The following is a 14,962-nucleotide window of genomic DNA, read 5'->3' on the forward strand; positions in this document are numbered from 1 at the left end:
CACAGCACGCCCCGTTTCGATCAAAGCCGAAACGGGGCGTGTTTACTTTCAATGACGGTCGATTATTAACTGCTTACCTATCATGGTAGTGCGTTACATAAAATCCCACCACACTCCGGTAGTAAAAAAGGATCGGCGCAAGAATTCTGCGCCAATCCCTTGAACTTATTATGATGTGCTCAACAGTCATTATGCTTGCAAAACCAGTTGGCGCGCGACAATCACACCGCGTTTGACTGTCAAACGAACTTGGTCTTGCTCACTAGCAATTAGGTCAACCAAGATGTGATCACCGCCAATTTTAATTTCTTGAGTTTCCTGACCATTTTGACTAATTGCTAAAACTGTCCCAACTTCTGTTTTAGCCGGATCAAGCTTAATCAACAATTTTTGATCGGCATGTGTTGACGTATATGTGTAAGAAACATACTCACCTTCATGCAACCGAATCTGATATTCGTCTAAATAAACATCAAACGTATAAGCTGATGGTCGCTTAGCCTCTGGTTCTAAGATCTCAATGTTCGTTCCTTGACGATACTTGGCAAAATTATTTCGAGTAACCGTTGCGTGATAACTAACGGGATCCGTGTCAAAACAAGTCGCCGATTCAGCAAACGGTGCTCGACGCAAGATGTGACAATCGACATCGTGATTTTGCTGACAGTTCGCAAATTTTAGATTCTCTAACAACTCTGCTAGAACTGCTTGAATCGTTTGTTGCTTTGGTTGATCACCTTTGACAACATAATCAACCAATAATTGCCAATTCTCGGGACGACGAATCGTCACACCACCATTATTCTTGCCCATTTTTTTATAAGGCCAGAAATGATAACTCACTTGATATTGCTCACAAAGCTTCGTCATGCCGGAATACCAAGTATTGATGTTCTCGCCAGTTTCGCCTAACCATAGCGGAACGTTGAACTGTTTTGAAACTTTCAAGAATTCAGCAAATGTCGCTTCACTCGGTAAAACACCATAGCGGTGGAAGTGAATCACATAGTTATCATCATACTGCTGATTGAAAACACTTGGATCACTGGCCCAATGATAACCTTCCAGTGAAAACATATGCCGAGTATCAACTTTTCGAATCATTGCAATTGCTTCAGTATAGAACTGACTCAGCTTGGGTAACAAGTAATCAAAATCCTGTAACGAACCAGTTCTAGGGCGAATCGGTTCATTTAATAAATCATAGCCCGCCACTGCAGGTTCATCTGCATAACGTTGCGCGATAAATTGCCATAAGTTAAGTGCTTGCCGCCAATATTCAGGAACCATATATAAGTTGGGCACGTCGCCGACGGAATCATCAATATTTGCACCAGTTTGACCACCAGGTGCACCATGCATATCGAGCCAAACATACAAGTCATGTTCCTTCGACCATTTAATTGCTCGATCTAACAAATAAAAGTTCGTCTCGTCAATCTGACCAGCCGCTGTTAAGAATAAGCGCGCATTAAACGGAATGCGAATCGAATTGTAACCTTGTTGATGAATATACTGAGCATCTGCTTCAGTGAAGTAATGTTCGCGATATTGTTTCCAGAATGATTCAGCGGCATCTGCACCAATTAATTCTGCAATCGTTTGTTCAATACGGCGTGGTCGATCAAACTTTTGACCATGCATCGTCCACATGTAACCTTCTGTTAAAAGCCAATTACCAATCCCCCAACCTTTCATGAGAATCGGTTGATCTTGTTCATTAACAATTTGTCGGCCCTTAGTGTGTAAAAAACTTGTGATCAAAATAGCACCTCCAACTTATGCTTTATGGAAAATCTGATATACGGCACCAATCAGACCAGCATTATTTAACAACTTCGCAGGTTTAACGGGGGCAATTGCCACATCTTTAACATCATGAATACTACGATGCCGCGTTTCCAAGTCTTGAATAGCAGCTTGCAAATTCGAGTTGAATTCATCATTCACACTAATACCGCCACCAATTAGAATCACTTCTGGATCAAAACTAGCCGTTAAATCTAAAATGCCGGTTGCCAAATCGTAATAGAAGCGATTTAAAATCGTATCTGCCAACAATTCACCTTGATGCGCAGCTTCAAAAATAACCCGGGCGTCTTTGATTGGTTCAAAAGTTGGCTCGACTTGTTGCTTTGCAAGCGTGTATTGGTGACAAAGACCACCGACAACTGCACTGGTTGCATTTAACGAACTTTCCTCAATATCACCCGTTAACTTATAATCCTTCGTTACCATCCAACCAAATTCGCCGGCCATACCATGAGCGCCACGATAAACCTGACCATTGATGATGATGCCACCGCCGAAACCAGTGCCAATGACTAAACATAAATAATTATCAATGCCAATTGCAGCACCTAGCCAATGTTCAGCAATTGCGGCAGCATTCGCGTCATTCTCGACAGAGACAACTAAATCTGTTCGTTTCTCTAACTCGTGCTTCAAATTAACACCATACATGCAACGAATGGCACCGGCCGTTAATAAGTAGCCATCCTTTTGAACAATTCCCGGCGTGCAGACGCCAATCGCTTCAATCGGATATAAATTCTGGTATTGTTTGACAACATCGGCCAGTAGATTGATAAACTGATCACGGTCTCTGGGTGTGTCAACTGCTGATTGAACAGCAATCTTACCAGTTTCGTCGACAACACCATGTTTAATTGTTGTCCCACCAATATCAAATCCAACGTAATATTTCATTATCCTATTTACTCCTTAGCCGAAGCTTCGTATTTATTAAAAACATATTTGAACATGTAACTATTAATCAATCCAGTAGCTCCAAAGGCAGTAAACAACCATAAGAAAAATAACTTAGGAATAAATACTGGAAAGAAGACAAGTAATGCAACTGTCACGATAAAAACGGCAATGCTGATTGCGGCATTATGGATGCTTAAGACAACGGCGTTTCTAAGATACTCAGACCAAGTGTTCTCGAAGCGAGCAATGAGTGGATATAAATACTCGGTTCCAAAAATCAGCACTGTCGCCAACCCTAAGACGATCCAAAGTCCCACGGTAAAATTCAAACGTTGAAAAGCAAAGGCTAGACCGAATACACTGGCAAACACAACCACAGTGATGCCATATATTTGAGTGGAAATCTTAAAGTTATTCTTAAACGCCCGTTTATAATCCGCCCATAAGAACACTTCATCGCCGTTTGCAATTTTTAAACAACAGCTATACATGGCGGTTAAGGAAGCCCCAATCGTAATGATGGGAATTGAACTGATCAAGAATAAAACATTAACGACAATCACCTGATAGATTGTGGTCATAAAAGCAAATACCGAACCGTTCATCGAAAATATATTCTTCATCGTTCAAACTCCCTTTATTCTTCATTGACTAAATCGTAATTACGAAGATAGCCAGAGACAACGCCTCTGGCTACATCGTGAGTCAGATCTCGCTAAAACAGTCTGACAATCTTTTAATTAATCTTGCCCTAACTTCTTCATGTTCGCTTTGATATTATCATTGCGAGTCTTGTTGATATCTGTAATATTGTTATCTTTTTGGAATTTCTTATATTTAGCAAGTGTATCATCAAATGACTTCTTGTCCTTTGAACGAATCAAGCTAACCATTGTTGTACTCCAGTTCGTTTGAATGGCGCTTAAAGCACGTGCTTCTTGTGTACCAGGATTTGGCGCAATATTTTCAATCTTGAATTGAGGCTTCAAGTACTTCTTACCCCAATCTTGCATTTGCCAAACTGCTTTAACATAAGAATCTTTGTTCAAAGCCTTGTAACGGTCATGACCGAAGAGAATGAATTCACCAATACGATACTTCTTGTTAAATTCTTGTGGGTGATTAAGTTGTAAGTCTTTAGCAAATGGTGTCCATTTAACCATACCATCAGCATCTTGAGTATACATCTTACCCTTTTCACCAAAGTTAGTTAACATTTGACCCTTATCGCTTAAGAGATATTCAAAGACTTGAATTGCTTTAGCAGGGTGCTTCGTCTTGTTAGAAATGTAGTTAATCAACCAACCAGAAATACCGGCTTGAGAAAGTGTTGGTTCGCGACCAACGGTACTTTGAATACCATCAATGGCAACATACTCACCTTTAGAATCTTTACTTGCCCAATCCTGTAAGTTAGTACCATGGTTAACATCAGAACCCATCATCATTGTTGCGTAGTTACCATTAGCAACTTTTTCGTTGAAGGTATCAGCATCATCAGTGAAGCTATCATCTGAAATATTACCAGCAGCATGTACTTGACGGAATGCGTCTAACCACTTGATGTAATCTGAGTCAGTATCACGATCATAATATTTATTTGCTTTAGTTGTGATCGGTACACCTAACATATCTTGAACAACGTTTTGTAATGAACTGTTACCACCACTGAAGTCATTGAAACCAAATGGTGTTAACTTAGGATATTTAGCTTTAATAGCAGCCATTCCTTTAACGAAACCTTCTGGCGTCGTAAAGTCCTGTTTGCCAATACCAGCTAAAACATCTTTACGGATGATGAAAGCATCACGAGGTAAAATCTTGCCACTGTTGTAATCTGCTGCAGTGTTTGAGTAGTTTGGATAAGCGTATGTCTTACCATCAATCTTGTACCAGTTCAAAGTATCTTTACGTGCAACTTTAAAGAAATATGGATCGTATTTATTAGCTAAATCTTGTAAAGGATAAGCCCATTGGTTAGCTGTCCGCGCAACTTTAGAGTTAGGATCGCCAATTGTAACCAAGTCTGGCATATTACCACTGGCAAAGTAAGTATTTAACTTCGTATCATCGCCGGTGACAAACTTGATATTAACGTTAAGGTCCTTTTTAATTTGCTTAGTAATCTCATCCTTACCAAATGACTTTTCCCACCAGTCGGCATTGACATACCAAGTTAAGGTCGTCATCTTAGTCTTATCTTTCTTCCAAGCTGGTGTATCCTTTGAAACTTTATACGTTGCTTTTGGCAAACCTGACTTGTCAGCTGAACCGCTGTCCTTTGAGCCGTTGCCACAGCCCGCTAATAATGCGACAGAACCCAGTGTAACTAATGCAGTCGCCAATCCTCTAAACATAGTGCCCTTCTTCATACTGTAACTCTCCCTTTCGTTTCCGAAGATTTTGAAACCTGTCACTGCCCTGAAAAAAAGTATTGCGTGTTACTATTTTTATTCCTTTACTGCACCAAGCATTGTTCCTGTAACGAAATACTTCTGCACAAAAGGATATAAAATCAAAATAGGAAGCATTGTAACGACGATTGTTGCCAATTGCACCCCCTTTGAAGTGGTTGTGATTGCAACTTGGGCGTTCAACCCATTTGATGCCGCAGCTTGAGCTTTAATGATGATGTCGTATAAACGCATCTGCAATGGATACAACGCTTCATTCGTGACATACAGTTTAGTTGTCATGAAGTCGTTCCACTGCCAAACACCATGGAATAATCCGATCGTTGCTAAAGATGGTTTAGATAATGGCACGATGATTGAGAAGAATACGCGCCAATCACTTGCACCGTCCATCTTAGCTGACTCTTCCAGTGAGTTTGGAATATCACGGAAGAAGTTCATCAAAATAACCATATCGTAATAACTAAACATTGCTGGTAGAATATAAACCCAAAATGAATTTAAGAGGCCTAATGATTTAATCAATAAGTAAGTTGGAATCATACCACCAGAGAAGAACATAGTGATGATGCCCATTGCTGAGTAAAGTTTACGTCCCTTCAAATCGCGTTTGCTCAATGCATAAGCAACGATTGAGCAAAGGAACAAGTGAAAGACAACGCCGACGACGGTTTTGGCAACAGAGATAAACATGGCTTGCCAAATTCCTTTATCACTAAAAACACTGATGTAGTTTGCTAGTGAAAGTTTGTTAGGCCAGAAAATGAATGGACCAGAATTCATGCCGGCAAATGATGAAATCACGACGTTCCACATCGGGATCAAAATGATTAGAGCGAACAGCGTCATTAGGACCACGTTGACAACGTCGAAAATCTTGTTGCCACGAGTTGACTTAACTTTTGTCGTTTTATTACTTGATTTTGAAATTTCCATTGTTCGACTCCCCTCCTACAATACCGATTGATTATCGTTTAATTTTTTAGTAATGGTGTTGGTGATGATCAACAAGATAACTGAAATGATCGAAACACCTAAACCAACGGCAGTTGCATAAGAGAAATCGCCTTGTGTCAAACCAACACGATAAACATATGAGTTAATAACCTCAGCTTTAGGTTGGTTTTGTGAGTTCATCAAAACTAATGTTTGATCCAAGTTAGAATTGAATAAGCCAGATACTGAAAGAATTAAGTTCAGTGAAATGATGCTGCTCATTTCTGGAATGGTAATGCTCCAGATTTGCCGGATTTTAGAAGCACCATCCATTTCAGCAGCTTCATAATAAGTTGGATCAATCTTAGACATCGTTGCCAGATATAAGATGGTGCCCCAACCTGCTTCCTTCCAAACATCGGACAGTGAAGCAATACTCCAATAACTTGATGCGTTTAAGATGTGGTTATCATTAGCGGCAATCCCAAAGAGACGCAAGACCTGATTTAACATACCGTTTGATGACAACCAAGTAATCAACATACCACCTAAAATAATCCAAGAAAGGAAATGGGGTAAGTAAGTAATCGTTTGGACTAATTTCTTAAATGGTGTCCACTTCAGTTCAAAAATTAAAATAGCTAAAATAATTGGTAAGAAGAATTCGATTGTTAATTTGATGGCACTAATACCAATCGTGTTTTGAACTGATTGCCAGAAATACTTATCTTTCATAATGATTTGGAAATTTTGTAAGCCGACCCAAGGTGATGAACTAATCGTGCTCGTAACTGAATAGCTCTTAAACGCCAAGGTCAAACCGTAAATAGGAATAAAGTTGAAAATAATCATTAGAATGATACCTGGCAAAACCATGGTTTGTAACTGCCATTGTCTTCCCCAAGCCTTGCCCCATTCTTTGATTCGCGTTCCTATCGGTAATTTCCGTGGTTTGTTAATCTCCATCTATGATCCCTCCACAATTTAAAAACGTTTTTATTTTTTAGTAAAACAACAAGTAAACATTAACTTGGAATGTTACTAGTTGATTTACGAATCACTAGTTCCCCCGGCAATACTTGACTCGGAATATCTTGTTCACCTTGCAATAAAGAAAGTAAGATCTCAACTGCACCGCGAGCCTGAGCCATGATTGGGTTGCGAATCGTTGTCAGTGGTGGATTGAAATACTCCGCGACATCAATATCATCGAACCCTACGACGCTAATATCTTCCGGCACATTTAAACCTTCGTGACGCAAAGCTTTAATTGCACCAATGGCACTCGTATCATTACCAGCAACAAAAGCAGTTGGTAACTCATATCCCCGTAAACGTGCTACTCGCAAGAATGATAGAATTGCATTATATGATGCTTCTTCCTCAAACATACCGGCCAAACGATTGTGTGGTTCAAATACTAGACCATGATCATTCAAGGCCTGTTTCAACCCGGCAAATCGTAACTCACTATCATAAACATCATCATAACCAGCAATATAAGCAATGTTACGGTGACCTAAGTTGATCAAATAATTACCAATCGCACGTCCAGCACCCTGAGAATCAAAGACAATGCTGCTTGTCGAACCATCGGAAATCTTACGATCAAGGAAAACACTAGAGATCCGTTCGTTGTTGAACTGCTCGATGTCATCATCATTAATAATTGTATCAAACAACAATGCCCCATCGACTAGCCGACCACGGATGGTATTCATGATTTTGTCACGATCACTAGAAATAAAAACGTTTAGACCATAACCATTCTTCTCACTGAAATTTGCTAAGGCATCAATCAAGATTGAAAAATAAGGACCAGTTACGCTAGAAGTAAAAAAACCAAGTGTCTGTGTTGAACCCGACTTCAATTGTTTACCCATCAAATTAGGTGAATAATCCAGTCTCTTTGCGGCTTCAAGGATTTTGTTCTTCGTTGTCTCCTTGACAACATCAACACCGTTTAACGCCTTGGAAACAGTCGCAATAGAGTAGCCTGATTCACGTGCAACATCTTTGATTGTAACTTTTGCCATGACGTCCTTCTTTCTGAAACGCTTTCATATATCTAAATTAACACATATTTTTTGAGAATGCAATACTTTTTTAAAAACGTTTTTATTTTTCTGCTTTTTCGTTTGAAACACGTTCGTTATCGTCATTTGCTGAGCCTAATCAACTCATTTCAGCAACGCAAAATATAGCGATAACTGAAGCCCAATTGTTGAATAAACATGTTGCCTTATTTAGCCAGATACGTGATTAACTCGGGCGACGCAATTGTGCACTAACAGCTTAAACCTTTCTCTTAAAATAATCCAAAATAAAAAGGAAACGAGATTTTTATCTCGATTCCTTTTTGATTAACTTAATTTATTTACTTACTTTAAAGACTAAAGTGAGTTAGAAGCACCACGGTAGATGACACCACGACGTGAATCAACGGTGATTAACTCGCCATCTTTAACAAGAGTAGTTGCATCAGCAGCGCCGACAACAACAGGAATTCCCATTGCAATACCAACAACTGCAGCATGTGATGTTAAGCCACCTGTTTCGACGACAATTGCACTTGCTTTTTCGATTGCTGGTAAGTAATCCTTATCAGTTGTCTTCACAACAAGAATACTGCCTTCAGTAGCTTTGTCAACTGCTTCTTTAGCACTATTAGCAACAACAGCCTTGCCGACAACAGTTTCATCGCCAACACCTTGACCTTGAACTAACTTAGAACCAATTAATTGGATCTTCATTAAGTTGGTTGTACCTGTTTCACCAACAGGAACACCAGCAACGATTAAGATCAAGTCGCCCTCTTTAGCGAAACCAAGATCTTGTGCTTTTTGCGCAGCAACTTCAAACATTTCGTCAGTTGATTCTGGCTTGTCAGCCAATACTGGTGTAACGCCCCAGTTAATTGTTAAGCTACGTTGTACTTTCTCATCGAAAGTAACAGCTAAGATGTTAGCATTAGGACGATATTTAGAAATCATGCGTGCTGAGTAGCCTGATGAAGTAGCAACAACGATTGCACTGACATGTAATTCTTCGGCAGTACGAACAACAGATTCGCCAATTGATTCAGTGGCATTGGAACCTTTATATTCTTCGAAACGTTGTAATGCTAATGTGTTGCGCTTCTTCATTTCTTCTTCAGTACGTTCGTCAATCAAGGCCATTGTCCGAACAGCTTCTACTGGGTAGTCGCCGTTTGCACTTTCGCCAGAAAGCATTGTTGCATCAGTACCATCTAAGACGGAGTTAGCAACGTCAGTAACTTCGGCACGTGTAGGACGTGGGTTTTCTTGCATTGAGTCAAGCATTTGTGTTGCAGTAATAACAGGCATGCCTAAAGCGTTGCACTTTTGGATCAAAGCTTTTTGAACAAAAGGAACGTTTTCGAATGGAATTTCGACACCCATGTCACCACGAGCAACCATCAAGCCATCAGAAACCTTAAGAATTTCATCGATATTGTCGATACCTTCTTGAGATTCGATCTTAGGGAAAATTTTAACGTTTGTTGAGTTCTTTTCTTCAAGGATTTCGCGAATATCGAGAACGTCTTGTGCCTTACGAACAAAACTTGCAGAAATGAAGTTAATGTCGTTATCACAGCCAAAACGAATATCGTCAGCGTCTTTTTCAGTGATACCTGGGAGACGAATTTCAACGCCAGGAGCGTTAACACCCTTCTTAGATCCAATTAGACCTTCGTTTTGAACTTCAGTAACTAATTCCTTGTTAGCTTCATCTTTGCCCGTGATCTTAAGGTCTACTAAACCATCATCGATCAAGACATGTCCACCAACATGTGTATCATCATAAAGGCCAGGATAAGTAACAGCAATCTTTTCTGGGTTACCAATTACAGTAGGGTCCATTGAAATGCGAACGACATCACCGATCTTGGCTTCAAACTTGCCGCCTTCTTGATCAGTTGTTCGGATTTCAGCACCTTTAGTATCAAGCACGATACCGACTAATTTGCCAGTAATCTTTTCAGCTTCGCGAACCATATTCATTCGGCCTAAATGTTCTTCATGATCACCATGAGAGAAGTTAAAGCGGAATACATTAGCGCCAGCCTCAATTAACTTAACGATAATATCTGTAGAATTACTTGCAGGTCCAAGTGTTGAAACAATCTTGGTCTTTTTCATGAAAAAAAACGCTCCTCACATATTTTTTTAAACGACAATTCAATGTCATTTTAACATAATAAAAACACAACAACTAGTTTTTAGTGGCTTAATCTTTTTGATTGAACTTATTGTTGATATCATAAAGACTTAAATCAGCATGATGTTTCTCATCGAATAAATCTTCCATTGCATGTTCAGTAACTTGGTTGTTCTCAATACCGATGGCCAAACCACCCTTACCTGCTAACAACAATTCGACGGCATAGTTACCCATCTTGCTTGCCATAACGCGATCACGAGCAGTTGGTGAACCACCACGTTGAACATGACCAATAGTTGTTGCACGTGAATCAAAATCACCATGCTTGTCTAATTCGGTCTTGAATTCTTGAGCACTCATCACACCTTCAGCAATGACGATAACAGCATTATCATGACCTGCTTCGCGATAAGCTTCGAGTTGTTTAGCAATCGCATCAATATCGTACTTCTTCTCAGGTACGATAATTGCTTCCGCACCGGTTGCAACGCCAGCCCACAAAGCTAAGTCACCAGCACCGCGACCCATCACTTCAACAACAAAGACGCGTTGATGACTGGTTGCCGTATCACGAATCTTATCGATGGCGTCAACAGCCGTTGTTAAAGCTGTGTCAAAGCCAATCGTGAAGTCAGTATAAGGAATATCATTATCAATCGTTCCTGGTAAACCGACGGCGTTGTAACCATGCTCTGTCAAACGCAAAGCACCATGATAAGAACCATCGCCACCAACAACAACCAATGCTTCGATACCAAACTTCTTCAGTTGTTCAATTCCCTTCAACTGTCCTTCAACTTGGGCAAATTCAGGGTAACGAGCAGAGTACAAGAATGTACCCCCACGCGAGATTTTGTCGGCCAAAATCTCACGCGTCAATGGAAAAATATCGCCTGCAACTAAGCCGGCATAACCATAATTAATCCCGTAAACTTCGAGACCTTCATCAAATGCACGTAGCGCAACGGCACGAACAGCAGCGTTCATACCTGGAGCATCGCCGCCACTTGTTAAAATACCGATCTTTTTCATTTTTTTCACCTCAGATTAATCATATCTCATTGTTAAGCACTACTCATAACCAACAGCTAACCAATAGCCGACAATAATCAACTAATCGTATTTTCTTTACTTTCATTGAGCTATACCAATTAAATTGTTCACTTAACTAACTCAACGTCGATAAGAGATGGCCTGTAACGGTTATGTGTCGGGCTCAACCTGACCATAACAATACTACCACCTTTACAGAAAATTGTCTGCTAATATTAACATTAAAAATAATTTTCAGAAAAAAACACAGTAAAATCACTGTTTTGCGACAACATTTTCAGAACCTAACAATGTCGCGAGTTGAGCAATCAACTCACCGTTCACCTGCACTTGATAACGCTGTGCTAATTTGATCGACCGTTGATCAGCCACAAAATGAATAATGACTGGTGAAAGACCCTGATGTGCCAGTAAAACAGTTTGCAGCTGTTCCTGAATTTTGGCTTGATCTTTCTCAGCGGTAATTTGCAAATATAAGGTTGCCACTTGTTGGTCCGGTTGTGCCGCCATAATCACATCGGCAATAAAACCCGGTTTCTGTCCCCGATCATGTCGTTGATCCAATTTACCCTTGACCAAAATCACCTTTCCTGCTTCTAACAATGACTGTGCTTGATGAAAGGTGCGCGGGAAAACAGTGATTTCAACCTCGTCGGTTAAATCCTCGGCGCTGACAAAAGCCATTTGCTCACCGCGCTTCGTTCGAATCACTTTGACATGGTGAAGATAGACTAATAAATTAGCTGGTTGTTGCGTCAAGCGCTGCACTGTGGTCACATGTTCACGATTGAAAGTTTGCTGATAACCAGAAAGCGGATGTCCAGAAACATAAGCACCTAATAATTCTTTCTCTAATTCTAAACGCTCTTGATTTGAATAGTCAGCGACTTGTTCGACTTTAGGTGCCAACACATCAAATAGTGGCACGCTATCGCCTGAAAGCTGTAGACTCTCAATTAAATTCTCCAGGTTAGCAACGACTTGCTTGCGATTCTCATCAAAACTGTCGAAGCAGCCCACTTTAGCCAGCGTGATTATCGGTTCTAATTTCAAAAAACGCGATGTTTGTCGCTTCAAAAAGTCATTCAGATTCTTGTAACGGCCGTTGGCTTGACGCTCATCAAGTAAAGCACGAACGAAATCGCGCCGGATCCCTTTAATGACCTCAAAGCCAAAACGAACCACATGATGATTCAATGTAAAAGTCGTTTGACTTAAATTAATATCAGGACCAGCAACTTCGATTTTACGATTACGTAACTCTTGCAAGTAAGCTGCGGTTTTACGCTCATTATTCAAATTAGCATTCAATAACGACAAGAAAAACTCAGCAGGAAAATGCACTTTTAAATAAGCCAACCAAAAGGCGATCATACTATAAGCAACTGCGTGCGATTTATTAAACCCATAATTAGCAAAGCGTTCAATATAATCATAAACAGTCATGGCAACGGATACGGAGTAACCTTGTTTTTGCGCACCAGCGATAAAACTTGCACGAGCATTATCAAGATCGGCTTTTTTCTTCTTACTAACAGCACGACGTAAAATATCGGCCTGACCCATCGAAAAGCCGCCCATCTCCACGGCTACTTGCATCACTTGCTCTTGATAAACAAGCACGCCATAGGTATCGCCTAATACATCCGCTAACTCAGGAATGGGGTAAGCAACTTTTCCCTGACCATTCTTACGCGCAATAAAGGTGGGAATATTCTCCATTGGGCCGGGACGGTATAAAGCATTCGTGGCCACAATATCGCGAAATTCAGTCGGTTTAAGCTTGATTAGCACATTGCGAATACCATCAGATTCGAATTGGAAGACACCATCTGTATCCCCTTTTTGGAACAATTGCAGCGTCTGCGAATCTTCCAAGTCAATCTTCCTCGGATCAAACGCCTTTAATTCGGGATAATGCGTTCGAATAGCTTGAACGGTTTGATCGAGAATGGTTAAATTACGCAAGCCCAAAAAGTCCATCTTCAACAGACCCAGTGCCTCAACATCGCCCTTGGGCAACTGAGTTAGTTTAATTCCCTCACCGCCATTTTGCATCGGAACAGTATCTGTGAGTGGTTTTTCGCCCAGAACAATTCCAGCAGCATGGGTTGAATAATGCCGTGGTAGTCCCTCAATCGCCAATGCCGTTTTGAAAAGTAATTGATTCAAATCACTAGCTGCAACCAGATTTTTAAGGCCTTCAGACTTCTGGTAAGCTTCTCGTAAGGTGATATTCAATTGGCTGGGAATGGCTTTCGACCAATCACTCATTTCATTCTGCATTAAATTAAACGTTCGTCCCACATCACGCAAGGCTTGTTTGGCTGCCATCGTGCCAAAAGTAATAATTTGGGCCATATGAGTGTCGCCATAACGTTCATGCATATACTGAATTAGTTCATCGCGCCGATTATCAGGAATATCTAAGTCAATATCCGGCATGCTAACGCGATCGGGATTTAAGAAACGTTCAAACAACAAGTGATATTTCAACGGGTCAACCTCAGTAATACCTAATGTATACGCAACTAACGAGCCCGCGGCCGAACCACGACCGGGACCAGTCATAATTTTTTGCTGATGTGCATAACGAATCACATCCCAAACAATCAGGAAATAGTCGGCAAAACCCATTGCACCGATCACTTTTAACTCGTAATCTAAGCGCTCCTGATATTCTGGTGTTGCTTGTCCTGCTAGGCGTCTCTTCAAACCGGCTTGAGCTAGACTCCGTAAATAAGCCGCTGCATTCGTTCCCTCAGGTACCGCAAAGTGCGGCAATTGAGCACGTTTGAATTCAAGTTCGACCTGGCACCGATCGGCAATCGTCGCCGTCAGCGCTGCAGCATCACTTAACCCTGCTCTGGCAAAGCGCTCCGAAACTTGCTCCGGTGTTTCCAAATAAAACGTGCCCTGTTGCTTAGCCCGCAGCTCTGGTGTGTCAATTTGGCTTCCCGAATCAATTGCTGCCAGAACTTCATTCGTAAAGGCATCGTCAGCATGCAAGTAACGCACATCATCTAGCGCCACCAACGCATAATCCAACTCGGTTGCTAGATCAGCGATTTGTTGCTGCAACGTTCGCGATGATTGACGAGTGGAAATACCCATGTAAAATTGCGGCGCGTCATCTGGCAGTTGTTGTTGTAATTTAACATGCCAAGCCTGACGTTCTGCAGCATCTGCCAATAAAAGTGCCGCCGTTTCGCCAGTTTTTGGTGGCATAATCACAATCAGATGCGCTAAAAGCGGCGCAACCTCCGACCAGCTTAATTGATCTTGCGTCATTTTTAGCGAAGAAATTCTGAACAAGTCATGATAACCTTGATTATCTTGAGCCAACAGAATCAGCTCGTACTGATGATCAGCAGCCATGAGTCCAGATAACTGCAACGTTAAACCAATAATTGGCTTAATCTGTGCGGCTTTTGCAGCACGATAGAAATGAACGACACCGTACATTGTGTTTAAATCCGTTAACGCTAAGGCGTCGTAACCCATTTCCTGTGCTTGTTTAACTAAATCGTCAATTTTATTCGAGCTTTGCAATAAGCTAAAACAACTGCGCACCTGCAAATTAACAAACGTCATGAACTCGCCTCCCCATATTATTTATTATAGCAGAAGCCGATTAACGACGGTTATTAAATACCTGCGAA

At 40.9% G+C, this 14,962-nt stretch carries 10 protein-coding genes; all 10 read right to left on the bottom strand.

Translation table 11 applies throughout. The features are described 5' to 3' along the window. Positions 1–189: 189 nt before the first annotated feature. Entirely contained in the window at positions 190–1,764 is a 1,575-nt protein-coding gene (locus tag EKM65_RS03700) for a glycoside hydrolase family 5 protein (RefSeq protein ID WP_125605618.1), read from the bottom strand. Positions 1,765–1,779: 15 nt separating this feature from the next. Next, the gene (locus EKM65_RS03705) at positions 1,780–2,709 is read right to left on the bottom strand and encodes an ROK family protein (protein ID WP_125605620.1); all 930 of its coding nucleotides are present in this window, start codon (positions 2,707–2,709) and stop codon (positions 1,780–1,782) included. An 8-nt stretch (positions 2,710–2,717) separates the two neighbouring features. Further along, positions 2,718–3,335: a YesL family protein gene (locus tag EKM65_RS03710; protein ID WP_125605622.1), complete on the bottom strand. Its 618-nt coding sequence runs from the start codon at positions 3,333–3,335 to the stop codon at positions 2,718–2,720. Between the two features lie 117 nt (positions 3,336–3,452). Then, the gene (locus EKM65_RS03715; RefSeq protein WP_125605624.1) at positions 3,453–5,084 is read right to left on the bottom strand and encodes a type 2 periplasmic-binding domain-containing protein; all 1,632 of its coding nucleotides are present in this window, start codon (positions 5,082–5,084) and stop codon (positions 3,453–3,455) included. A 78-nt stretch (positions 5,085–5,162) separates the two neighbouring features. Then, positions 5,163–6,062, bottom strand: a complete 900-nt coding sequence (locus EKM65_RS03720) for a carbohydrate ABC transporter permease (RefSeq protein ID WP_125605626.1) — start codon at positions 6,060–6,062, stop codon at positions 5,163–5,165. 15 nt (positions 6,063–6,077) lie between these two features. After that, a complete protein-coding gene (locus EKM65_RS03725; RefSeq protein ID WP_225420392.1) occupies positions 6,078–6,938 on the bottom strand; it encodes an ABC transporter permease in 861 nt (286 codons plus the stop codon). Positions 6,939–7,087: 149 nt separating this feature from the next. Beyond that, positions 7,088–8,098, bottom strand: coding sequence for a LacI family DNA-binding transcriptional regulator (locus EKM65_RS03730; RefSeq protein ID WP_125605630.1), 1,011 nt, complete (start codon positions 8,096–8,098; stop codon positions 7,088–7,090). A gap of 357 nt (positions 8,099–8,455) precedes the next feature. Next, positions 8,456–10,225: a pyruvate kinase gene (gene pyk / locus EKM65_RS03735; protein WP_125605632.1), complete on the bottom strand. Its 1,770-nt coding sequence runs from the start codon at positions 10,223–10,225 to the stop codon at positions 8,456–8,458. Positions 10,226–10,313: 88 nt separating this feature from the next. Beyond that, on the bottom strand, positions 10,314–11,279 hold the full coding sequence (gene pfkA / locus EKM65_RS03740; RefSeq protein WP_125605634.1) for a 6-phosphofructokinase: 966 nt from the start codon (positions 11,277–11,279) through the stop codon (positions 10,314–10,316). A gap of 276 nt (positions 11,280–11,555) precedes the next feature. Next, positions 11,556–14,894 carry a DNA polymerase III subunit alpha gene (gene dnaE / locus EKM65_RS03745; RefSeq protein WP_125605636.1) on the bottom strand — a complete coding sequence of 1,113 codons (3,339 nt, stop codon included), beginning with the start codon at positions 14,892–14,894 and terminating at the stop codon, positions 11,556–11,558. Positions 14,895–14,962 lie beyond the last annotated feature (68 nt).

The organism is Lapidilactobacillus bayanensis, assembly GCF_003946695.1.
Taxonomy (GTDB): Bacteria; Bacillota; Bacilli; order Lactobacillales; family Lactobacillaceae; genus Lapidilactobacillus; species Lapidilactobacillus bayanensis.

Bases quoted from the DNA above. Each gene is read 5' to 3' on its own strand.
- EKM65_RS03705 (WP_125605620.1), bottom strand. From the start codon at position 2,709: ATGAAATATTACGTTGGATTTGATATTGGTGGGACAACAATTAAACAT.
- EKM65_RS03710 (WP_125605622.1), bottom strand. From the start codon at position 3,335: ATGAAGAATATATTTTCGATGAACGGTTCGGTATTTGCTTTTATGACC.
- EKM65_RS03715 (WP_125605624.1), bottom strand. From the start codon at position 5,084: ATGAAGAAGGGCACTATGTTTAGAGGATTGGCGACTGCATTAGTTACA.
- EKM65_RS03720 (WP_125605626.1), bottom strand. From the start codon at position 6,062: ATGGAAATTTCAAAATCAAGTAATAAAACGACAAAAGTTAAGTCAACT.
- EKM65_RS03725 (WP_225420392.1), bottom strand. From the start codon at position 6,938: ATGGTTTTGCCAGGTATCATTCTAATGATTATTTTCAACTTTATTCCT.
- EKM65_RS03730 (WP_125605630.1), bottom strand. From the start codon at position 8,098: ATGGCAAAAGTTACAATCAAAGATGTTGCACGTGAATCAGGCTACTCT.
- pyk (WP_125605632.1), bottom strand. From the start codon at position 10,225: ATGAAAAAGACCAAGATTGTTTCAACACTTGGACCTGCAAGTAATTCT.
- pfkA (WP_125605634.1), bottom strand. From the start codon at position 11,279: ATGAAAAAGATCGGTATTTTAACAAGTGGCGGCGATGCTCCAGGTATG.
- dnaE (WP_125605636.1), bottom strand. From the start codon at position 14,894: ATGACGTTTGTTAATTTGCAGGTGCGCAGTTGTTTTAGCTTATTGCAA.